The organism is Vibrio gallaecicus (assembly GCF_024347495.1).
In the GTDB taxonomy this organism is placed as follows: Bacteria; Pseudomonadota; Gammaproteobacteria; order Enterobacterales; family Vibrionaceae; genus Vibrio; species Vibrio gallaecicus.
Window position 1 is genome coordinate 258,848 of sequence record NZ_AP025491.1, and the last position, 22,667, is coordinate 281,514.

Here is a 22,667-nt window from a genome sequence, read left to right on the forward strand (position 1 = left end):
AACCAATTTCTGATCTAACAACTCATGGCTAGGGTTTATAATAATAAGACAGAAAAACAAGCGAAGGTCAGCCGTGTGCTGACCTTTTCTTGTGTTGACGGGCCTGGCAACAGGCTGGTCCTTTTCCTTCAAGGATGTAACTTTGATTGCATCACATGCCACAATCCCCACACTATTAATCACTGTAACCACTGCGGTGATTGCGTATCAGCATGCCCAAGTAATGCGTTGCAAAAAGACGCCTCAGGTAAAGTCATTTGGAACGTGGCAGCATGCACTCATTGCGATCAATGTATTGATATTTGCAGCCATAAATCCAGCCCGAAGATTACAACAATGACAGTGTCTGATGTGATGGCTGAAATACAAAAAAATCAGTTCTTTTTAAGTGGCATTACTATCTCGGGTGGGGAAGCTACTCTACAGTTGCCCTTTATTATCGAGCTGTTTAGAGAGATCAAAGAAGACCCGCAGCTCGCTCATTTGACTTGCTTTATTGATAGTAATGGCTCATTGCCTATTTCGGGGTGGGAAAGAGTCTTGCCTTACCTAGATGGGGCGATGATTGACCTAAAATCCTGGCAAGAAGAGACCCATCAATGGCTTGTTGGACGAGGGAATCACCGGGTCTTTGAAACAATTCGTTTTTTGAACGAGACAAACAAATTACACGAAGTGCGGTTACTACATATTCCAAACAAGAGCGATTTAGACTCAGAAGTGGAACAAGTCGGGCAATATCTAAAAGCTCTGTCTAGCTCGGTTCAAATTCGTTTAAATGCATTTCAGCACCACGGTGTAGTAGGGCAAGCTTTGCAGTGGTCAAAATGCAGCCGAGAACAAATGGAAACTTTCCACGATAAGCTGCATCTTATTGTTCAGCGACCTATGCTCACTCCTGATGTGTATACGTAATTGTTGTTTTTCGATCTAAGCATGCTTAAATCATGAACTAGCCTTATTACACGACACTAAAAATTGCTCACATAGCCACTTAATTGCAGGGTCGTTCATATTAGGTTTGTTCCATACAAGGCTGTACGCAACTTTCCCGTAATCGAACGGCAAAGGCTTACTGATCAGCCCTTTGGCTTGCAGGGCGCTGTTTGACCAAGCTTTTGAGCAGGTAAACAAGAATGGGGTGTGGTGGCAAAGCACCGCAGCTGCTCCAAAATCCGCTACATTAATCGCAATATCTCGTGGCTTGTACTGCTGCACTAAATTTTGCTCAAAGTATGGCTGTGTCAGCTCGTTTTCTAAGATCCCAATATGCTTATGGTTCAGGTATCCATCTATGGTCAAAGGTTTATCTGCGAGTGGATGGGTAGCGTTCATCAAACAAATCATTTCATCTTCACAAATTGTCTTCCAGATAAGATCTTTGTTTTCGGTTGGGGGTTGTGAAATATCGTGAGGCAAAAGAATACAATTCACTTTCCCGCTTAATAGAGCATCAAACCCCAGTTGCTGTTTTGAATAAATGTTAAGCGTGGCGCTGGGCGCTAGCTCGGTTGTGATATGACTAATCGTTGAAGCAAACACTTCAAAAGTACTTTCACGCATGGAAAGTGAAAAACTGCCTTTGTATTCAGAGGGGCAAAAATTCTGCTGGTGTAAAAGCCCATTCATACTAGAAAGAATAGCATGGATAGTCGGGGCTATTTTGATGGCGAAGGGCGTTGGAATGAGCTTGGTGCCATCTCGGTAAAATAAGTCGTCACTCAAGATTTCACGAAGTTGAGAAAGCGTTTTACTCACACTTGATGGACTAACACAAAGCTGTTCTGCAGTTTGAGTGACGCTATGAGTATTAAGCATTATATGCAAAGCAGTGAGGTGCTTTAAACTGATACGAGAAAGGTGTAGGTAATCCATTGAAGGCTCAAAGGTGATTATTTTTGTAGTGGGTGCATTATACGTGTGCCCAAATTAAATTGGGCACATAAATTATAAAATAGCTGTTTATATTTCAGCAAAACGGCTTTGACTACTTTTCTTGAATAGCAGTTAATAAGGCTTAAAGGTACCAAGCAATAAAGTCTATAGCTTTACTCTTGTTCTTCCTTGCTTGATGACATGTCTTGTCTTGCCTTGTTAAGTCAGAGATACCGTTTGTTCAAAGACTCGCTGCACTTCATCTAGGGCGGTTGGGTTAGCAATTGCCCCTATGTTTTTGACCGTCTGACCATGAATGATCTGTTTTACGGCTAGTTCGACAAGTTTGCCCGATTTAGTTTTCGGTATATCAGACAGCGGGAGAACAAGCCTTGGTACATGCCTTGGTGAACAGCGCTTTCGAAGCAGGGTTTTGATAGTGTTGACAAGTTCGTCGGTGAGTTTTTGTTTTCCAGTGGTTTGGACAAATAGTACGATCACTTCATCTGTGTCTTGCTGTAATCCTACCGCGATTGAATCGACGATTTCGTCCATCGCATTAACTTGCTGATAAATTTCTCCAGTGCCAATCCTTACTCCGCCTGGGTTTAAAGTGGTGTCGCTGCGACCAAAAAAGATCATGCCTTGATTTTTAGTTGGTAAAACATCATCTCCATGGTGCCAAATTCCTTCAAACTTATCCCAATAGCTAGCATGATATTTTTCGCCATTATCTCCCCAAAATCCGATGGGCTGATTTGGAAAACTGTTTAAGCATGCTAGTTCACCTCTCTGATTACTAAGTGGGCTGCCTTGTTCATCAATTGCCTGAATATCTAAGCCTAGAGCACTGCTTTGGCACTCTCCTCTGAAAACTGGGCTGATGGGGTTTCCTAAGACAAAACAGCCACAGATATCTGTCCCTCCTGAAATCGAAGCCAAATGCAGATCACGTTTGATGTTTTGATAAACAAAATCAAACTGCTCTGGGTACAGAACAGAACCGGTGGAACAAAGGGTTTTTAGATGATGTAGGTTATGAGCTGAAGTGGGAATGTAATGCGCTTTTTGTAGTGCTTCTAAGTATTTCGCGGATGTGCCGAATAGCGTTACTTGCTGCTGTTCGGCTAACTCCCATAAAACACTGGGTGATGGGTACATTGGGCTGCCATCATAAATGACAAGGGTGGCACCGCTTGCTAAAGCTGAAACGTGCCAGTTCCACATCATCCAACCACAGGTTGTGTAATAAAACACGCGATCTTGAGGCTTGATATCACTATGAAGTTGATGTTCTTTTAGGTGATTAAGTGTGGTACCACCAACAGAGTGGACAATGCACTTTGGTTTTCCTGTGGTGCCTGACGAGTAAAGAACGAATAACGGTTCATTAAAACCAATACGCTTAAATTCTATGTTAGTGGGCTCAAAAGACCTGACCATCTTTTTCCATAAAAGAGGCGTTATATCAGAAGTGACTTTTTTATCTGGTTGTTGTGCCGGTAGGCTACCTGAACCTGAACCTGAACCTGAACCTGAACCTGAACCTGAACCTGAACCTGAAAGCGACTCGGTATTTGGGCTTGCTTGATATTGAACTTCTACGCATCGAATTAAACTGGGTAAGCGATTGGATATTTGATGATTTTTACTCGCCATAGAATGATGCTTACCGTTGAATGAATAGCCATCACAATAGAATAGAACTTTAGGTTTAACTTGGCTAAAGCGCTCTACAACACTTTCAACTCCGAAATCTGGCGATGTTGAGGTCCATACCGCACCAAGACTTGTTGTTGCCAACATAGCAATTAACGTTTCCGTTAAGTACGGTAAATAGCCAGCAACAGTGTCACCTTTTTTAACACCTTGAGTGCGTAACCATTGCTGTACAGAAGAGACTTGTTCGTAAAGCTGTTGCCAGGTGATTGAGCTGTTTTCGCCCCTTTCATTCGAGAAAATGACGGCTAATTCGTTTGGGTATTGAGTTGTGGATTCGAGCAGGTTTTCTGCGTAGTTGAGTTTTGCCTGTGGAAACCATTGAGTGTCTCTAGCGCCGACAAACTCCTGCCATTTAGCTTTACCCGCGGCTTTGATAGCATGCCCTTGAGCACCCTTTATATTGCAAAAATTCCAGATTTCTTCCCAAAAGACAGCGTCGTTTTTTATTGACCAATCATGAAGTTGCGTGAAATTAGTGATGTCTGCATGGTGATGACAGATTCGCTCAATAAAACGCTGGATGTTCGAGCTTTTAATGCGCTCTGTTGTTGGTGTCCAGATCGGTTGTTGGATCGACATAGTTCCCTCATTTTTTACGAATTCCATTGAGTTATTTTTGTGGCACACGAGCCACTTGTCAAAAAATAGGCGATAAAACATTCAGTTGATTAATAAGGTAAAAAAGTGAAAATGTAAATTATTTGTTACATAAGGTGGCGTGCTGATTTTACTCGTATTATTGGCAGTGAAGCATCAAGTGGGTAGGCTTAATGTAAATAGGTTGTTAACTGAATGGCAATTTTTACAAAGGAGAAGGGGTGATGACTCAATATCATTCCAAGCCTGTTGATGAAGCTGGAATCGTCGATTGGAGCAAGGAAGAAGATCGAATTTGGCATGATTTAGTTGTTCGCCAATTAGACAAGGTTAATGATAAAGCCTGCCAAGCCTATTTGGATGGTTTAGACACGCTAAATCTTTCAATAGATAGGGTACCGCAGTTACCTGAAATTAATGCAGTATTACAAAGAGAAACGGGTTGGAGTGTTGAACCTGTACCTGCTTTGATTAATTTCGACCGATTTTTTGATTTATTGGCGAATAAAAAATTCCCTGTAGCGACTTTTTTACGAAGTAGGGAAGAGTTTGATTATCTACAAGAACCTGATTTTTTCCATGAGGTTTTCGGGCATTGCGCAATGCTGACTCACCCTGATTTTGCATCATTTACTCACAAATACGGGCAACTCGGGCAGAAAGCAAGTAGCAAGGAAAGGGCTTATTTAGCAAGGTTATATTGGTTTACGGTTGAATTTGGTTTAGTAAAAGAAAAAGGACAAACCAAGATTTACGGCGGTGGAATACTCTCTTCACCTGGGGAAACCATTTATGCTTTAGGTAACCCTGAACAACTGCATCAACCATTTAATGTAGAGAACGTATTAAGAACACCTTACCGAATCGATATTATGCAACCCACCTATTTCGAGTTAGGTGATATTAAAGAGCTCTATCAATTGAGCCAAATGGATTTAATGGCGCAAGTTCATAATGCTATGGAATTGGGCTTATTCACACCACTTTTTGAACGAAAGGAAGTTACACATGCTGGATGAATTACGTTGCGAAGCCTGCAGTACAGACGCTCAAGCTTTATCTGCTGAAGATCGCAGGTTGTTGTTCACAGAATTGACTGGATGGGAAATGCTAGAAAGAGAAGGCATTCCGCAGTTAGAAAAAGTATATAAGTTTAAAAACTTCAAGCTAGCATGGGCATTTTCAAATAAAGTCGCAGAACTTGCTGAAGACGAATTCCATCACCCATCAATATTGTTGGAGTGGGGGCAAGTCACTGTTATATGGTGGAGCCATTCGATTAAAGGTTTGCATCGTAATGATTTTATTTGCGCCTCAAAGTGTGATTCGTTGGCTTAGAACTGTTTAGTTCACGACTTTAATTGTAAATAACACTTAGCCTAAAGGTGTTCCTTTTAGGCTATTTTTTTAGCTTTATTATCCTCAACCTCAAGGCTATTGGCTTTGAACGTATCAGATTCCATACTTTTGTTCGACTCTAACGTATTATTCGGTTCGACAGGTTCTGCTGGTTTGATAACTTTATGAGTTTCAATGCTCTGCTTGAAGTTGTGAGTTTCAAGCAAATCCGTGAGGACACAAACGCTCACGGGTTTAGACTTTAAGTAACCTTGAATATAGTCACATTGATAGTCAGCGAGAGTCGCTAATTGAGACTTTGTTTCTACGCCTTCAGCAACCACTGGTAAGGAAATCGTATGAGCCATGTTTATGATCGCTTTACATAGCTTGGCTGACTTACAATCAGGGCTGTCGATATTATCGATGAAACTTTTATCCATTTTGAGTATATCAATGGGGTAATCACATAGCACTGCAAGCGAGGAGTAGCCGGATCCAAAATCATCAAGGTAAATCGAAATACCCAGTTCTTTGATTTGTTTCAGTGCTCTTACTGTGCATTCAGAATTGCTCAGCAGCAGTGATTCGGTTATCTCGACTCCCAGTAGTTGAGGGGGAAAACTGGCATGTTCCAGAACAGCTTGTAGCGTATGCAGTATATGGTTGGATTCGAACTGTTTTGCCGAGACATTGATATTAATCCGAGGAACATGTTTAACCAAAGGGTTCAGCCATAACTGTTCGAGTGTTCGGCAGGCTCTTTTTACCACCCAATCTCCAATTTTTATAATCAGCCCAGTTTCCTCGGCAATTGGAATAAAATCTGCAGGTGAAATGGGTCCATAGTCTTTATGGGTCCAGCGCAGTAAAGCTTCAACACCAGTAATGGCGTGTGTTTTTTGGCAGTAGATGGGTTGATACGCGAGGAACAGTTGTTGTAACGCCACTGCTTGTGTCAATTCTTGCTCTAAGGTGAATCTTTGCTTGGCTTGAATAAACATCGTATCGTCGAAAAAAACAATTCGGTCATTAGCTGAACGCTTAGCTTTATACATGGCGGTATCGGCTTCACGTAAAATTTGCGCGACAGAATGACAAGGTTCATTGACCATAGAGATACCAATACTTGCACCCACATGGCAAGTACGCCCTTGGATATTGTAGGGCTGAGCAAGTAATTCATTATAGCGTTTTGCAATCATTCCAAGAGATTCAGGGTCAACATTGTTGTACAGACAAACAACAAATTCATCTCCTCCAAATCGATAACACTTATCGCCGAGCCGTGTACTTTCCGTTAGCCTCAAAGCAACTTGTTGTAAGACGTTGTCACCCACCAAATGTCCCATAGAGTCATTAATGACTTTAAAACGGTCTAAGTCGATGAATAACACCGCGAACCCATTTTCAGGGTGCGTTTTTAAACTGGCGACTTTATGAGTTAGGTGTAAATTTAGTGCTTGTCGGTTATATAGATTAGTGAGGTCATCACGAATGGCTTGCTGCTCAATAGAACGAGTTTTGTCCTCTACAAGCTTATTTGAAATGGCTAAACGATTTGAATAAAAGCGAGCTCCCCAAGCTACGGAATAAGTCAGTAAAGCGATGAGAAAAACGCAAAATCCACCATAAAGAAATGTGCTATGGCTATTGTCTAGTTGTGAGACTTGTATCTTCCAAGTGGTATCTAAGGCTGAAATATATAACTCTTTGGAACGTGATACCTCTTGCTCAAGGCCTGTAACTTTTTTAAATCGGCTATTTATGTGGGATTCAAAAATAGGAACGGAAGAAGAATCATCCGCTTGGAAAACATTAATGTTGAATGATTGAGCGTTAACTTCGTCTTTCCATGCTTTTCCTAAAAATTCATAGAAAAAGATATGCGAAACCACAAAACCTGCCAGCTCCTGTGATTCTAAAATAACGGGAAGAAATAAGCGGCTTCCGATGAAACCATCTTGTATGAAAGGAGCGGCAACAATTTGATTGTTTTTAGCGGCACGATGCATGGCTTGGAGTTGTTCACAATTTCCCGCAACTGGGCTACCTAAGTAATCACTACCTTCAAATTTAGGGGAAACATAAAGTGCAGGAAAAAACGTGTTATCAGTGTTTTCTACACAATCAATAAATGCAGGGTCATTAGCTTCACGAGTTAAAACAGCATATCCGAGTAAGCCTTGTTGGGCTGCTTCTTGCTCTAGGGATTCAATATTTTGAGATGTGACGCTTGGAGCCCAAATTACGGATTGAATTGCTGAGTCGATACCCGTTTTTTGATCAAGAAAATATTGAAATTGTTCCTGGCTGGGGTTGTTGGCATGGAGGAGAAATGCACGCGTGGAGTACATTAATTCGGAGAGATCTTCGAAAGATGCATTTAATGCTTTAATCTTATTGTTGAACTGTCTATCGAGTTGGTCGTGTAACCGTCGAGATTCATAAAACCCAATGGTAAGAAAGCTCGCGATAGCGGTAAGAATACCAATAGACCAAATTATACGGTTCATCTTTTGATTAATGAAACGAAGCACATCCATAACTCCACTTTATAGAACTGAAATTATAATAGTGATAAGAAAGTTAATTGCAAATGATAATTGTTACTAAAGATGGTCGTTGTATGATTTATGCTCAGAATAAAGTGCTTATCCTTTAAAGTGCTTATTTTTCGGGGTTTACCTGCCTTACTTACTATCTGTCTTGGATGGTGCACCACGAAGAAGCCATGAGCTAGTGATAGCCGATTTATGAATGTTGGAGATTGTGGGTGAGCGGAAATGTAAATGACTAATAATGAAAGATAGATAGAAAGATAGAAAGATAGAAAGATAGAAAGATAGAAAGATAGAAATATAAAGATAGATAGAGCTTATGAAGTACAGCTATCAAGCCTATCCTTATAGCTGGATAGGCATGTTAACCACTGTACTCTTATCGTGCTAATTTATGATGAGCTCTTGAAAAGTGTCCCGCACAGAAGGCTCCGACAATGGAAAGCTCCCCAGCTAAACACAATGCAGCGCAAACTTCAGCTAAGGCTTGTGATTTACCGTTACCATGTAACTCCATTAAGTCTAAGCAGGCTTTTTGACTAGGCAGAGAAGTACCGCCACCCACTGTCCCTAGCATTAAGTTAGGTAAAGTCACACTCGCGTATAAACCACCTTCATTGTTCAACTCCATGCGAGTCATTCCAATGGCTGATTCGGCAACACAAGCGGCATCTTGACCACAAGCTATATAAAGAGCAGCTAAGGCATTTGCATAGTGTGCATTAATACCAATTGTGCCACTTAATGCTCCGCCTACTGTGGTCATTTGACCGAATTGAACCATCTTTTTAGGTGTCGTATGCAAATACTTTTGAACTAGTTCGGCTGGAATATTCACTTCAGCGGTGACTTTCTTGCCACGGACACTGCGTAAAGTTTGCGTATTCGCTTTTTTATCTCCAGATAGATTACCGTCTAAGAAAGCATGATCTGGAGTTACTGGAGTATTTTCTATAATGAATTCAAACACGGCATTAGTGGCAATAGTCACCATGTTTTGACCAGATGCATCTCCCGTTAAAAACTCAAAAACTAAGTAAACGTGGTTACCTTCAATATTAATATTGATGTCTGTAAGCTTGCCATGGGAGGTGGTTGACTCTGCAATATCTTTAAATATTTGATATTGAGTTACTGCCCAAGCAACGAATTGACCTGCTTCTACCAACCCTTTAAATGCAAAACCTGGTGTTCGTGTCACCCCTTCATTAAGCAGCATTGCGCTTGCTCCACCACATGCGGTTAAAAGCTTTGAACCACGATTGTACGAAGCAACCAAGGCTGCTTCAGTGGTTGCTAGTGGCACAAGGTAATCTCCTTCAGCAAATAAGCCATTTACTCTTAGTGGACCAGCAATACCAACAGGAACTTTGACGGTACCAATAAAATGCTCAATGTTTTTCTCATAAACCTGAAATTGGTTTTGAGTATGGCTATCGAGAAGCTCGGCTTGTGCTTGGGTGTTACTGAGTTTATCCCAGCGACGTTCAAGGTTTTTTTCTGTTAGGTATGGGCTTGGTGTCAGTTTGTTTGTTGGTTTTTCAAAATGAGGTTCAAGCTTTTTTGCTAAGTCTTCTGCTGAAATATCGCCCCCTAAGATAGAGACATAGTCACGGCGATGCAGATTGAGTTTTGGCATAGTGGTACAAGGTCAATAATTTTCGATGATTTTACCGAGTAAAATCTCAGAAACAAGAGTTGGATATAATGAGTTACAGTTTGTTGAACTTAATCTGTTCTTTGAGCTTTTTATCGCCGAACTTGAGAGCGATTATTTATAAAACTAATCGGTTTAAAGGGGAGTATTTGATGGTTTAGGTCGCTAAATGGGTAGGGTAAATGAATGAATAAGGAACAGGGATTTTAAATATGAATGTCGAGTAAGCTACCGATCATTTCATTGTTGCGCTCAACGACACTCGCCCCAATTCTGTTGTAGTTAGAGCTCTGGGTTAGTTTCATCATCGCATCTGCGTGGGAAGGAATAGGCTCTGATGGTTTAGCTTCGGTTACTTGGTTTGGTTGCGGTGCTTCAACTTGGTTAAAAGCTAAGTCATTTTGTTGTGGATTATTGAGCTGGGCTTCACGTTGAGATGCTTGGTTTATTTCAACCGCTGCTTCTTCAGCCATCTGCGAAGATTGCTGAATCATTTGGTAGCCAGATTGAATACCTGAAATCGACATATATACCCTAGAAAATAAATGTACTTAGTAATTTTAGTTTGGTGAATAAATGTACGCAAGCTAGATCGTATATCTAGTGCTTAAATTTGTTGGTGAGAACTAAATTTTTATGTTTATGCCCATGTTTTTCATGAGATAGCTTGGGTAAAAAAGGCTTTCTGGAGGGAGAGCCACTGCTATGGCTTCATTGTGTATCGTATTTTTATAGTTTTGTTTAGTGCTTAGTCTTGTTGAAATTGGAGTTCTAGGTTAGTTAAACAAGGTTGCGATGACATTGCGTTCTTCATCTGTGAGTAAGTCTTTTTTAGGCTCTTCAATCGAACCGTGAATTTCACCTTGTAGCATTCTAAGCTGTTGTGGTGTGAGCTGTTGTATCTGTCGTTTAAAGTTTTCAAATTGTTGTGTATTCATCATAAGCCTTACGTTTTAATTCTTGTGGGATGTAACAAGTTGAGTCTGCAAAAAATTGCGGAACAGACTTTTTGTTTTGCTTTTATACAACTATAAATTTAGGTGGTTGTTTTTTGTCCGAGAATTGTCAGGCTAGGTTAAGAGTAGGTCAATCTGAATGGGCAGTTGTTAGCGGTATTGTTAAATACAAAAAGAGTTGCAGCTTCACTTAGTTACATCGGAAATAGAACATAAGTGAAGCTGATGTAAATTGCGAAGCTATTTTACTCGAACGGCAAATTTGGTCGCAAGAGAATGTAACTCGGGCAGCATTCGATAAATGAGGTACAGCTGTTGAAGCACCATACGAACGTCACTTTCATCATCTTCTCGCCACTCATTGAGCCGTTTCTCTAACTCTGGGTCAAAAAAGCTGCTGACCTCGCATTCCTCTCGGTGTGCGTGAAGTTGCTTATGTAGCGCGTCTAAATGAAGGTGAATAACGCGGTGAGCATCAAGCACCAGTTTATGAGTCGATTCATCATCAATGCGAGTTCTATGCGCACCAAGTGCAGAAATATAACTGAGTAGGGCATGATTTAGGGTTAGAAAACGGAAGCTTTCATCTGCAGCCATTCGGTATTTCCCGGGTTCGACTAACATACTACTGATAGCGGATGTTAAATTAGCATCGCAGTTATGGGCACCCCGACGAGCAATTCTATAATTCAGGTTATCTTTTTTACCCACTCGGTACTGACCAATGATTTGCCCGAGATAAACTTTATTAGAATCCAATGCGTCAGCCATTACTTTGTGCAAGCGTTTTGATTGCCAGTCAGGTAATACAAACATTACAGCTAAAACTGCAAGCGCACAGCCAATCAAGGTATCAGCTAGCCTTGGCAGTACCACCGCATAGCCTTCCCCTAGTTGATTGAAACAGAATAAAACTAATAAGGTGATGAACCCCGTTGCAAACCCGTAGTTATTGATGCGGAAAGCAAAGAACATCACACCACTTACGACAATGAAAACAAGCTGACTTTCTTGTGAAGGGAAGAAAGTTAGCAGTGGCACTCCAATAAGTAACCCTGCTAAGGTTCCAATCACTCGAGCAGTAAGCTTTTGCCGTGTAGCACTATAGTTTGGTTGGCAAACAAATAGTGTGGTTAAGAGAATCCAATAGCCACGTTCAATCTCAAAGCTTTGAATGATTCCGTAGCCTAAAGTCAGCGCTAATGACATTCTGATGGCATGCCTAAAGAGTATGGAGTCTTTATTCAAGTTTGCTTTTATTTTATGCCACATCGCTTTAAGCGTGTGAGGATTTGTATCGTCTAGAGTACCTTCTTCTAACTTCTCTGCGTCAGGGTTGCTGATGTTCGATAGCTGCTTTTCTACGGTCGCTAAATTATTAAACAAATAGCCCAGTTGACTGAGTAGTATTTTCCATTCAGGTTTATTTTTTTCTTTAAGGTGAGCTAATGAAAATTGCAGCTCATCTAATGCTAGGGTGGATTTATCACCATGTTGGTATTCGTTACCCACTTTTAAAGATGCGGCAACTTCTCGACATGCTCGAGCTTGTGTCTCTAGGAGATATTTGAAGCGAAATAGAACATCCGAACGTTCAAAATGCTTAGCGAGATCTTGATATAAGTAATGGCTTGAACTGACTCTTTCATGGATGTCTTGCGCAATAAAGTAGGTATTAAGAAAGCGGTCACTGGGACCGTCTACATGACCTCGTTTAGATCGGTTGAGCAGTGTAGCTTTGCAAGTATTAAGAGCATTGACCGTACTGGCGTTGTGTTTAGCTTCTATGATGCGATGAGGTTGAGGCGTTAAATTGGCGACAGGATAAAACAGTTCTGCCTTGGATTGCATGTAGGTGCCAATTTGGTCAAAGACTGTGGCTAAGTTTTGCTGTACAGGTTGCATTGGCCAGATGATTTGCCACACCATCGACATGAAATAGTACCAAGCTGCACCGGAAAGAAGCAGCAAAGGTTGGAACCATATATTGGTGCTCTCATGTGCGCCTAACATTGCGTAAATAGCCACGAGTAGAGATCCGAAAGCAATACTCGCATATTTGGGACCTATCGCCCCGAGCATGATGAATGAGAAAGTAGAAACAAATAAACCTAATGCGAAAAATAGGGGAGTATTGAAGAGTAGTTCAATAGAAAAAGCGGCGATCGCGAAACATATGAAGGTGAGGGTCAGCGCTTTTAAGCGACCGGTGAAACTGTCGTCACTTTCTGCCAAGGCTGCTGCAATGACACCTAGAATTAGCGGAGTAATTAGTGTGTTTTGCTCAAAATACCATGCAGGGATCACCACACCTAAAAGAGTAATGAGGATTAGAACGCTGTAATTAATGGTTTTGTTTGCCCAATAGAGGCGCAGCATAGCGGGTAATTTCACGGCAATTCATTGATATAGGGAAAACACAATCCTAGCAGAAATCAACCGTTAGGATTTGATACATGTACAGTTTTGTTATCAGGTGGTCATGATTTCATCGATAAGCAGTCGAGTATTATTATTTCCAAGAACATCATGATATAAAACACTCATTCAGAATTTTAAGAGCACTTCCCAATGCAGCACGCTTCAATACAACTTCGCGCGAATAAGACTGCCCAGTTTTTCATCCAAAATGAATATCATCAAGTGGAACTCAACGGGCAGCTCCTGTTATTGTCATCTATTGGTAGTGAAGAGCGAATTCCTTTCACCGTTTGGAATGGAAAAGTGGCATTACGTCGTGGATTATTTTGGGGATCGTTGCAGTTTTTTGCTCATGAAGTAGATGGAAAGCAGCAGAGCTGGTTGGTACAAGGGTTACCTTGGGATATGTGCCGTAAATTCGCCCGAACTGCAATCTCAGCTTATCAGCATTGGCATGATACGCAGTGTGAGCAATTGATCACAAATCTACCAGAGTGGGAAGCGGCACTGACACATTTAGAGCAGCTACCCGCTTTTTTATCTCATTCTAAAGTAAATAAATGGGTCGATTTAGTCACCACTCAGTTAGATACCATGACGATGACATTAGAGGAAGCCGCTCAGCGTATGCCGAAGCGCGTTTCCCGTCTATTACCTTGGCTCACTGACACTGAGAATATGCAGTCTGAGCGTAATCAGAAGTGGTTAGACACGGAAAGAGCTAATTGGGAAGTCTTGTTCGCACAATGTGAATCTTCTCCTTTGAATTTATCACAGCAATATGCAGTTCTGATGAACGATGATCATAATCTAATTTTGGCAGGAGCTGGTTCGGGGAAAACCAGTGTGCTGACTGCGCGAGTGGCTTACTTGTTACAGAGCCACCAAGCTCAAGCTGAGGAAATGCTACTTCTGGCATTTGGTCGAGAAGCCGCTCAAGAGATGAAGCAAAGGCTAGACAGCAAAATAGGCATGTCAGCAGAACAAGTTCAAGTGAACACGTTTCATCAGCTTGGGTTGAAAATACTGAACCACGTAGAAAATGAATCTGTGGTCATTTCTCCACTAGCTTTAGATAATAACCAGCGCCAAGCTTGGTGTATTGATTGGCTTAAAAAGCACTGGATGACGCCAACAAACTTTAAGCGTTGGCAAAAACATTTATCTAAGTGGCCAATCGCCTACCTAACTGGTGATGATGAACTCGGTAGCCATGCTTCTAACCCTAAACTGATCAATTGGTTAGAAAATCAACTCGATCAGTTGAATGCCTCGGGTTTGACGAAAAAACAGATACAACAAGAGTTGATTGACCATGCAGACTACACTCGACTAAATAGCGAGTTAAATCTTTGCTGGCCATGTGTCACAGCTTGGCAAAAAATGCTTAAAGAGCAAAATCATATAGATTTCCCGACAATGATCAGTCGAGCGACTCAGTATGTGGCGAAAGGACGCTTTGTCCCGACTTGGAAGTTTATTATGATCGACGAATATCAAGATATTTCACCGGATCGACTTGAGCTTGTGGAGGCGTTATATAAACAAACGCAATGTGCGCAAACAAAAGAATCTCATCAGGCGTCTATTTTTGCAGTGGGCGACGACTGGCAGTCTATTTATCAGTTTGCAGGCGCTGATGTTGATTTAACGACAGGTTTTAAAGACCGTTTTGAAAGTTCTACTGTTCATCACCTAGATACTACTTACCGATTTAATAACCAATTAGGTGAAGTGGCTAATCGGTTCGTTCAGCAAAACCCAGCTCAACTCTCTAAAACCCTCAATAGTTTTAAGCAACAAAAGCAGAAGTCTGTTTATACCATTCCGAGTAAAGATGTTGAAAAGACGCTCGATAATCTACATACACAAGCAAAAAACAAAGTTCAAAAATCGGTACTGTTACTAGGACGTAATCACTACCATAAACCTGAGTTATTAGAGGATTGGAAGAAAATCTATACAGGGCTTAACCTTACGTTTATGACTTGCCATGGCAGTAAAGGTAAAGAAGCAGACTTTGTGATTATATTGGCAGTCGATGAGGGGCAATTCCCGACTAAGAAAAAACAACTTCATATAGACGGTGCGTTAACGGAGTCATCTGATACTTTCCCATACGCAGAAGAAAGAAGGCTGTTCTATGTTGCGATGACTCGTGCAAAAGAAAAGGTTTGGATTGCACACAATGGTGATGGTTCTGGCTTTGTACAAGAACTACATGGCGAAGATTATCCGATCATTCGTAAAAAGTAGAGCTTTAATAAATGTAAATATCGCGAGTCTGAGAGGAAGATAAATGGAATTTGAACATGGTTCGATCAATTACATAGAGTTTGCAGCTAGAAATATCACCCAATCGAAAACATTCTTTGAAACGGTTTTTGATTGGAAGTTTGAAGATTATGGCGACGAGTATTCGGCTTTCACTGCAAAAGGTTTGATGGGAGGTTTTTATAAAGCTGACTTAGAGTGTGTCCAAGGTTTGGGTGGGGCATTAATGGTCTTCTATAGTGCAAATCTTGAATCTACGGAGCAAGCGGTTCTAAAAGCTGGTGGTATCATCAATAGAGAAATCTTTCCATTTCCTGGTGGTCGACGCTTTCATTTCAAAGAGCCAAGCGGTAATGAAATGGCAGTGTGGAGTGATAAATAGCGCTGACTGAAAGCATTCAGTTCGATTTTTAGCTTCAAACCTTAACTTTATTTACTTTTAAAAGCTCAAATATAAAAAAAGAGCCGACCATTGAGGTCGGCTCTTTTTTTATGAGTTATGTCTAGTGATTCGTTATAAATAAGAGCTGGTTATCAAACAACAACTCACTAGTACATAAATAGCAGCTTATAGCTTAATTAGTTTAAAGCTAAAGTCGAATATAGCTTATGCGTGAGCAGCTTTAAGTTCTGCAGCTTTCGCTTCGCTGATTGGTTTAGTCACCAATGCAAGAACAATACATACGCCCATCATTACTGCTGAAACTGTGTACGCTAATCCGTAACCACCGCCATTTGTCATAGAGAAACCAACAATAGCTGCACCGATTGCACCACCAATACCCCATGATGTGTATAGAACGCCGTAGTTAGTACCGTAGTTTTTAAGCCCGTAGAACTCAGCAGTTAGTGATGGGAATACTGCTAGAAGTGTTCCGTAACCAACTGCTGCAATTGCAGTACCGATGATTAAAGTGATTTCTGTGTTGAATGTTGCGAATAGCACCATGTTCGCGCCTTGCAGGATGAATGCAAGAAGCAGAGTACGTACACCACCAATCTTATCTGAAAGGATACCAGCAGCAACACGACCACCAGAGTTGAAGATAGCCAAGATAGACGCTAAGTAAACTGCGTTTGGTAGGTTTGCTTGAACACTTGCGATGTTCGTGATGTTACCAATAACCATTAGACCAACAGAAGCAGCAAATGCGTACATAACCCATAGAGAATAAAACTGAGGCGTTTTAAGCATGGCTTTCCAGTTAATGTCCGTTGACTTTTTAACTGTAACTGGCGCTTGACCTGCCTTTACTTTTGGTTCAGCTGGAACGTACTCAGAAGGTGGGTTGTTTATCGTACATGCAAGAGGTACGGCAATAGCTAGAACACCAACACCTAGAATCATAAATGCAGTGTTAATACCCATTTCAGTGATTAGCATAGATGTTAACGGAGCCAAGTAGATAGCGGCTAGACCGAAACCAGCAGCGATAAGACCGTTTACCATGCCTTTCTTAGAAGGGTGGAACCATTTCATTGCTGATGGAGATAGACATGCATAACCGAAGCCAATACCTGCACCCGTGATCATACCAAACGTAATGTTTAGCATTAGGGGCGAAGTTGCGAAACCAGATGCGATCATACCTAGACCTGTTAATACAGTACCTAAGATAAGGATCTTACGTGGTCCCATGCGATCTTGTAGGATGCCTGCAACAAGAAGACAAACAGAGAATGTGATAGTTGCGATAGCATAAGGAGAAGAAGCCTCAGCAGCACTCCAGCCGAAATCGGTTACTAACGCTTTGTTAAATACACTCCAAGCATACAGGATGCCAAGACAAAGGTTGATACAGAAACCTGCTAGCAGGATACGCATTGCTTTATCAATCTTGCTCATTTTTATTCTCAGTTTTGTCTTTTCTGAATGTTCATTCATTCAAGTAAAGACGGGTTATTGTGGTGGTTTACTCAAAATTAGTTTGCGTTTTTCAACGGATAGCGCAAAAGAGCGCGGATTATAACCAATATAAATGTGATTGGAATCTCTTTTTCCCATTTAATCTAAATAAAATTTGAAATGTTAAATTAATGTTTGTGTTAGGTTTTTTTTATGTTTTTCCAAGGGGTTTCCTGTGTATGTTTTCAGCAAATCCTCAGGTTTCCTATGGCACGGATGCCAATATCATGGGCATAAACCTCACTGAAAATATGGAGATCACAGTGTGGAAATTTTTTTAAAATTATTTCCATAGTTAAATTTTTGTAACAAAGTGAATCTGGATAGAGTGTGAACCTCTAGGTGCCTGTCGTATCAGTACCTTTGAAAATTCAACTTGTTAACTTAATGTTAAGTTCGTTTTTCTTCGTAATCTTTGTACACATTTTGTACGTTTGTTGGGCTTGTTTTGTATTCAAAAATAAGGAAAATGGCGTGCAATATGAGATTGCAAATTTGAAAGGATGCATTTCTAGTTGATTACGAGGCGAAAATTATGAAATTGTTTTTAATTCTTTTGATGTCCATTTCTGGTGGTGTAGCAGCCGCTGATCACATTCATTCGTTTCTATTTGGTTTTTATGTAGCTTCGCTAGCGGTAGGCAGTTGTTATTGGTTGGCATTCCGCAGTACGCGCTTCCCTCAATTGGCGCTGGTGCTATTGTTGTGTGGTTTCTTTGCTAAAATTGCAGTTACAGTGGCTGGTGTTTCTTGGGGTATTTCAAACGACGCTATCTCATCACCGTTTGTTTTCTCTCTCTCATATTTATTCTTTTCTATTGTCGCAACCTATATGTGGTTTGCATATAGAGAAAAGATCACCGGAATAAAGAAAAACTTATTCAAAAGTAAAGCCACGGCTTAACGTAATAAATGAATTAAAAAAAAGCTCTCTTCGGAGGGCTTTTTTGATTTTATTGCATCAGAAAATAAGATGACATTAAGGCATGTACTCTTTAACGAAAAGATCGTCCTTTTAGTGGTAACCGTATCTGTTTTAGCGCGTTGTTTTCGGTTTTACGATATGTCCGTATATTGGATAGTTTCTGAAATAGACTGGAGTCAAAAGCATCTTTTTGTTTTAGGTCACAGCACAAATCGTCAATGAGAGACTGAGTGACATCCCACATCGTAAATAAGTGAACATAGTGGCGCACTTGGTCGCCTGTTTTTGCGCTTTCTTTTGCTAAAGAATACCGAAATATAATGTCCTCATTGGGTTGGCAGAAGATTAGAGACAGAGAAAGAGGCGTTCTCTGCAACCAAAGACCATTTGGTAGTGTCACATCAGGTTGGCTTTGCCAGAATACAGCAACTTCAGATAGCTTTTGAAAGGCATATTCTGCCACTTTCTGAGCTTGCATTATCATTTCAACCTGTTTTTGGTAGTCGTTTCGCGCAAAATATTCCCACAGTACAAGGGGCGACAAACCATTACGTGAACCAGCAAAGGTTGTATCAGGTGACCCTATGTATTCAGGGTTATCTGGAGGGGAAACCATAAACTTTTGTTTAGTCATATACACACCCGTAGGCCAAGGAGCGCCGGGCCATTTATGACCACTGGTCACTATCGAATGCACCATAGGGTTACTAAAATCAAAATCTGGTCCGCTATAACCAGAATTCTTCTCGAAGACATCATTAAATTGACCTGACTTTTTCGCCATTTTCATGAATGGCACATAACTAGCTCCAAGAGCCCCATCAACATGAATCCAATATCCAGTTCTTTTTTCGAAGCCTTTACTGACATCATTTTTGTCAATTGGGACGGTGCGTTCAAGCATGTTATAAGATTCTAAAACGGTTTTTAGTTGCTCAGTGACTTGCGTTATATTGTCGTATGCACCTTTAAAAGTGGTTCCACAATTGAGTACAACTAGAATTGGGTAGCCCTTCTGCGCAAAAAACTCGACATATTGAATTAATTTATCGACATCGATGGCTCCAGAGCCAGCTGGAAGTTTTTCTGTTGGGCTTTCAGAAGGGATTTCAGTCGGCCATGGTGCGTTGGGTCTAATCGGGTTTTCTTTGGGATAGAGCCTATTTCCAAGCTCGCCAAATGTGTCAATTTTCTCTACCGCCATCGCTTTCACTATCGAGTAATGCGTGTCTTCTGAAAAAAAAGCAACGGGCGTATAAGCATTTGGGTTGTTGTCTGGAGGGCTAGGGTAATGCGCGTAAATCTGGCAATTTGAAACGGTTTTCCCAGATTCATCTTCACCGCGTATTTCTTCTTCAAGTAACATGACGCCACTGAGGTAATCTCGTGCGTTGAGCATTGCGTAAAGGTTACCTTCTGTACTTCCCATTGTTAAGACATAGCCCCAATAGCTTTCGGGGTCGCCTTGTTTAAAATTCCCATCTTCATCTAAATATGGGCCTTGAGATGGCCATTTAGCATTCCATAATGAAGCGTAATAATCGAGAACAGACCTTTCAACACATTTTGAGTTAATAGTGTAGTTACCATTTACAAATGGGTCTCCAACATTATTCAAGCTAACATTCAGAAAGGGGGCAAGCCGAGCTTGGTACTCAATGTTTTCTTCGGTTTGATAACCTAAGAAGTGACTCTTTTGTGTATCGACGAAAGCTTGGATTTGTTGAAAAGCATTGTCTTGTTCTTGAGCCGTTTGCCCTGTTGCTGGTAACTCAATATCAAAACCATTAATCGCATGTTCGGTGTGGTAAAAGTCGTAGTTTCTATCTTGATATACCTTGATAGGGTCTGCACTTGGGGGAGAAACTGAACCCTGTGCAAACTTGGGTAATTGCTCTATCCAAGGCACTCTTTTAGGGCCATATTTAATTTCTTTTTTTGTCATATTTAGCTCCAAAAATTAGCATTATTAGTATTCGGAACAAGGTGCAATAACGACTTTGCAACCTAGCCAATGCGGTATGTCCTCATGAAGTGACTATAGTTTGGTAAAAAATCACTATGTGACTTTGCTTCCAAAGTACTGTGTGTATCGCAAAAATTGGCGTTTTTACTGAGTTGTTGATTACTAAGGAAGGTGATTGCTCTCTTTTTATAAAATGACATTGCTAATTACATGTATCTCAACTAACTATTATAAGGATTCAATTGCATATGTTTGTCGCGTAATAAATTGCCGTCACGTAATCAAATAGCTTTCACGCAAAATATAGTTTTCACGTGATAAATCGCTGTGTGATGCATTCGCTTTGTGATTGAAATCGACAGTTGGCTGGGTGAGTAATTGGTTTAAACCGTTTATCTGCGTTTAAAATTCGTGAGCAAAGATATTCGAGAATAAAAATAAAGCTGAACTCACTCTAGACTTAAAATTCAACTCGCTATTAGTGAGGCTATATGATGAATTTAGGCTTTAAATCAAGGATCTACCTAGGTGTTGGGGCACTTGTTGCGGTTTCATTGATCGTACTTGGTTCTCTAAATATGTTATCGATGAAAGATAATATGATTGACTCTCTTGAGTCTAAAACTGAAGACAAGCTGAGTTTCCATGTCACAGAGCTAGAGCAGATGATGACATTTAAAATCAATGCTATAGCTCAAGGGGCATCGAGTTTTACGAATGAGTTGTCTAATTCTGAAAATAAGAAATTGGTCGATGTTCTTGCCACTAGCGCTTCACTGTCTAATGTCATTATGACCTATGAAGATGGTCGCTCTTACATGTCACTAAGCGGGGATAAGTTCGACTTTAGAGATCGAGAATGGTACCAAAATGCTAAGAGTGCTTCAGGTGCTGTATTAACGGAGATCTATTTAGATCAAGTGACTCAAGAGCAAGTGGTCAGCGTTACAATGCCGGTAAGGAGAAACGGTACATTAGTGGGTGTGTTACTTGGTGATATTCAGCTCGGTGAGGTTATTTCAACCGTGAGTAATATGCGTTTTGCTGGTGGTGCTGCCACGTTAACGGATAAGAATGCAGTATTCTTTGCTAGTGATGACCCGAGTGATTTGGGGCGGACACCTTCTCAAATCAGTCCGAATTTTAATGAAATGGAGCGGATGTTTTCTAGCCAGCAAAGTGGGCACCTTGTTTTCCCGTATTTAGGTATTCAATTCGATGGGTATTTTGAACGTGTAAACTTAACAGACAGTATGTATTGGACATTGATGGTGTTTGTTGATCAAGATACGGCATTGTCAGGTGTTTTCGATGCTATGAATAGCTCGCTAATAACGGGAGTGGTTTTACTCTTAATCAGCTTAGGTTCAATCTCTCTTATTGTTCATTATGCGTACAGACCTGTTCTAAAACTTAAATCGGCAGTTTTGGACTTATCACAAGGTAATGGTGATCTTACGCAGCGTTTAACTGTTGATGGGGATGACGATTTAGCTAAAATCAGCTTGGGCTTCAACCAATTCCTTGAAAACCTTCAGGATATGATGCTGCATATTTCTCATGCGAGTGAAAATATTTCGGTCAGTATCCATCAATTGGGTACTACGGCGAGAGATAACGAATCTAAACTGGTCACGCATTCAGCAGAAACAGAACAAGTCGTTACGGCTATTACGCAAATGAGTGAAAGCGCGAGAACTGTTGCTGAAAACGTTCACCAGTCTAATCGAATTACTGCTGAAGCAAACAAAGAAGCAGACTCTTCCCTGAGCATGGTAAACAATGCCGTGAGCACTGTGAGTGCGCTGGTTTCTGAAGTAGACGATATGTCAAAAAGTATCATACGGATGAATACAGACGCAAATAAGATCAGCAGTGTACTGAATGTGATTGGTGAAATTTCCGAACAAACAAACTTGCTCGCTTTAAATGCCGCAATAGAAGCGGCGCGTGCTGGTGAGCAAGGACGAGGTTTTGCAGTTGTTGCTGATGAAGTGAGGGCACTTGCCGCTCGTACACAAAATAGCACGACGGAAATTTCTGATATGTTGAGCCAGTTACTTGGAGGCACGGAAGGTGTTGTGAGGGCGATGGAAGCGACGAAAAGAAAGTGCCAAGAAACGGCGGATAAAACATCTGAAGTTTCTGATAGCTTAACAATAATGAGCGGTTCGGTGACGGAGATTGATGATGTGAGCACTCAAATTGCGGCTGCAACTGAAGAGCAAAGTACTGTAGCAGAAGAGCTTAGCCGTAATATGCTTTCTATTCGCGATATTGTCGACTCACTGGTCAATAGCGGTCAACAAACGGTTGAAGCAGGGGAAGTGCTTAAGGATTCAAATGAAGATCTAAAAAGACAAGTGGCAAATTTTAAACTCAGTTAGATTAAGTTCAATAAGCTGATGACAGGTGATTAAATCAATAAACGAGTTAAGCAGTACTCACTGATTAATTGATAAAACTAAA

Annotated in this window: 16 protein-coding genes; 7 read left to right on the top strand and 9 right to left on the bottom strand. The window is 40.9% G+C overall.

The window, feature by feature from the left end; all coding sequences use genetic code 11:
- Nucleotides 1-24 precede the first annotated feature (24 nt).
- Nucleotides 25-915 (top strand): YjjW family glycine radical enzyme activase, encoded by an 891-nt coding sequence (locus OCU78_RS15755; protein WP_137372176.1) that lies wholly within the window; start codon nt 25-27, stop codon nt 913-915.
- 30 nt (nt 916-945) lie between these two features.
- Here OCU78_RS15755 and OCU78_RS15760 read toward each other — a convergent pair whose 3' ends face one another.
- A complete protein-coding gene (locus tag OCU78_RS15760) occupies nt 946-1,875 on the bottom strand; it encodes a LysR family transcriptional regulator (protein ID WP_137372177.1) in 930 nt (309 codons plus the stop codon).
- Between the two features lie 219 nt (nt 1,876-2,094).
- Nucleotides 2,095-4,176 (bottom strand): acetoacetate--CoA ligase, encoded by a 2,082-nt coding sequence (locus OCU78_RS15765; protein ID WP_137372178.1) that lies wholly within the window; start codon nt 4,174-4,176, stop codon nt 2,095-2,097.
- A 242-nt stretch (nt 4,177-4,418) separates the two neighbouring features.
- On the opposite strand from OCU78_RS15765, the gene phhA reads away from it, so the two are divergent.
- Both phhA and OCU78_RS15775 read left to right on the top strand, forming a co-directional pair.
- Nucleotides 4,419-5,213, top strand: coding sequence for a phenylalanine 4-monooxygenase (gene phhA / locus OCU78_RS15770; protein ID WP_137372179.1), 795 nt, complete (start codon nt 4,419-4,421; stop codon nt 5,211-5,213).
- Complete coding sequence (locus OCU78_RS15775; RefSeq protein WP_137372180.1) at nt 5,203-5,532, top strand: 4a-hydroxytetrahydrobiopterin dehydratase; 330 nt, start codon at nt 5,203-5,205, stop codon at nt 5,530-5,532. The genes phhA and OCU78_RS15775 overlap by 11 nt, the downstream gene beginning before the upstream one ends.
- Before the next feature lie 56 nt (nt 5,533-5,588).
- Here OCU78_RS15775 and OCU78_RS15780 read toward each other — a convergent pair whose 3' ends face one another.
- From OCU78_RS15780 to yccS, 5 genes are all read right to left on the bottom strand, one after another.
- Nucleotides 5,589-8,078 carry a bifunctional diguanylate cyclase/phosphodiesterase gene (locus tag OCU78_RS15780; RefSeq protein ID WP_137372181.1) on the bottom strand — a complete coding sequence of 830 codons (2,490 nt, stop codon included), beginning with the start codon at nt 8,076-8,078 and terminating at the stop codon, nt 5,589-5,591.
- Between the two features lie 394 nt (nt 8,079-8,472).
- Complete coding sequence (locus OCU78_RS15785) at nt 8,473-9,732, bottom strand: hydroxymethylglutaryl-CoA reductase (RefSeq protein ID WP_137372182.1); 1,260 nt, start codon at nt 9,730-9,732, stop codon at nt 8,473-8,475.
- A 224-nt stretch (nt 9,733-9,956) separates the two neighbouring features.
- Nucleotides 9,957-10,277: a hypothetical protein gene (locus tag OCU78_RS15790; RefSeq protein WP_137372183.1), complete on the bottom strand. Its 321-nt coding sequence runs from the start codon at nt 10,275-10,277 to the stop codon at nt 9,957-9,959.
- A gap of 249 nt (nt 10,278-10,526) precedes the next feature.
- Entirely contained in the window at nt 10,527-10,691 is a 165-nt protein-coding gene (locus OCU78_RS15795; protein WP_167493978.1) for a hypothetical protein, read from the bottom strand.
- 255 nt (nt 10,692-10,946) lie between these two features.
- Nucleotides 10,947-13,085 (bottom strand): YccS family putative transporter, encoded by a 2,139-nt coding sequence (yccS, locus tag OCU78_RS15800; protein ID WP_137372283.1) that lies wholly within the window; start codon nt 13,083-13,085, stop codon nt 10,947-10,949.
- A 207-nt stretch (nt 13,086-13,292) separates the two neighbouring features.
- On the opposite strand from yccS, the gene helD reads away from it, so the two are divergent.
- Nucleotides 13,293-15,383, top strand: coding sequence for a DNA helicase IV (gene helD, locus OCU78_RS15805; RefSeq protein ID WP_137372284.1), 2,091 nt, complete (start codon nt 13,293-13,295; stop codon nt 15,381-15,383).
- Nucleotides 15,384-15,426: 43 nt separating this feature from the next.
- Nucleotides 15,427-15,783: a VOC family protein gene (locus OCU78_RS15810; RefSeq protein ID WP_137372184.1), complete on the top strand. Its 357-nt coding sequence runs from the start codon at nt 15,427-15,429 to the stop codon at nt 15,781-15,783.
- A 225-nt stretch (nt 15,784-16,008) separates the two neighbouring features.
- Here OCU78_RS15810 and OCU78_RS15815 read toward each other — a convergent pair whose 3' ends face one another.
- Entirely contained in the window at nt 16,009-17,247 is a 1,239-nt protein-coding gene (locus tag OCU78_RS15815) for an L-lactate MFS transporter (protein ID WP_137372185.1), read from the bottom strand.
- 595 nt (nt 17,248-17,842) lie between these two features.
- Between OCU78_RS15815 and OCU78_RS15820 the strand changes: the two genes are divergently transcribed.
- Nucleotides 17,843-18,211, top strand: a complete 369-nt coding sequence (locus tag OCU78_RS15820) for an NADH:ubiquinone oxidoreductase (protein ID WP_137372186.1) — start codon at nt 17,843-17,845, stop codon at nt 18,209-18,211.
- 91 nt (nt 18,212-18,302) lie between these two features.
- On the opposite strand, the gene OCU78_RS15825 is transcribed toward OCU78_RS15820, so the two are convergent.
- The gene (locus OCU78_RS15825) at nt 18,303-20,177 is read right to left on the bottom strand and encodes a PLP-dependent aminotransferase family protein (protein WP_137372187.1); all 1,875 of its coding nucleotides are present in this window, start codon (nt 20,175-20,177) and stop codon (nt 18,303-18,305) included.
- 515 nt (nt 20,178-20,692) lie between these two features.
- Here OCU78_RS15825 and OCU78_RS15830 point away from each other — a divergent pair.
- Nucleotides 20,693-22,585 (top strand): methyl-accepting chemotaxis protein, encoded by a 1,893-nt coding sequence (locus tag OCU78_RS15830; RefSeq protein ID WP_137372285.1) that lies wholly within the window; start codon nt 20,693-20,695, stop codon nt 22,583-22,585.
- The last annotated feature ends 82 nt before the right edge of the window (nt 22,586-22,667 follow it).

Excerpts from the sequence above, each read along its gene's own strand:
- OCU78_RS15755 (WP_137372176.1), top strand. The coding sequence starts at position 25 with ATGGCTAGGGTTTATAATAATAAGACAGAAAAACAAGCGAAGGTCAGC.
- OCU78_RS15760 (WP_137372177.1), bottom strand. The coding sequence starts at position 1,875 with ATGGATTACCTACACCTTTCTCGTATCAGTTTAAAGCACCTCACTGCT.
- OCU78_RS15765 (WP_137372178.1), bottom strand. The coding sequence starts at position 4,176 with ATGTCGATCCAACAACCGATCTGGACACCAACAACAGAGCGCATTAAA.
- phhA (WP_137372179.1), top strand. The coding sequence starts at position 4,419 with ATGACTCAATATCATTCCAAGCCTGTTGATGAAGCTGGAATCGTCGAT.
- OCU78_RS15775 (WP_137372180.1), top strand. The coding sequence starts at position 5,203 with ATGCTGGATGAATTACGTTGCGAAGCCTGCAGTACAGACGCTCAAGCT.
- OCU78_RS15780 (WP_137372181.1), bottom strand. The coding sequence starts at position 8,078 with ATGGATGTGCTTCGTTTCATTAATCAAAAGATGAACCGTATAATTTGG.
- OCU78_RS15785 (WP_137372182.1), bottom strand. The coding sequence starts at position 9,732 with ATGCCAAAACTCAATCTGCATCGCCGTGACTATGTCTCTATCTTAGGG.
- OCU78_RS15790 (WP_137372183.1), bottom strand. The coding sequence starts at position 10,277 with ATGTCGATTTCAGGTATTCAATCTGGCTACCAAATGATTCAGCAATCT.
- OCU78_RS15795 (WP_167493978.1), bottom strand. The coding sequence starts at position 10,691 with ATGATGAATACACAACAATTTGAAAACTTTAAACGACAGATACAACAG.
- yccS (WP_137372283.1), bottom strand. The coding sequence starts at position 13,085 with ATGCTGCGCCTCTATTGGGCAAACAAAACCATTAATTACAGCGTTCTA.
- OCU78_RS15810 (WP_137372184.1), top strand. The coding sequence starts at position 15,427 with ATGGAATTTGAACATGGTTCGATCAATTACATAGAGTTTGCAGCTAGA.
- OCU78_RS15815 (WP_137372185.1), bottom strand. The coding sequence starts at position 17,247 with ATGAGCAAGATTGATAAAGCAATGCGTATCCTGCTAGCAGGTTTCTGT.
- OCU78_RS15820 (WP_137372186.1), top strand. The coding sequence starts at position 17,843 with ATGAAATTGTTTTTAATTCTTTTGATGTCCATTTCTGGTGGTGTAGCA.
- OCU78_RS15825 (WP_137372187.1), bottom strand. The coding sequence starts at position 20,177 with ATGACAAAAAAAGAAATTAAATATGGCCCTAAAAGAGTGCCTTGGATA.
- OCU78_RS15830 (WP_137372285.1), top strand. The coding sequence starts at position 20,693 with ATGAATTTAGGCTTTAAATCAAGGATCTACCTAGGTGTTGGGGCACTT.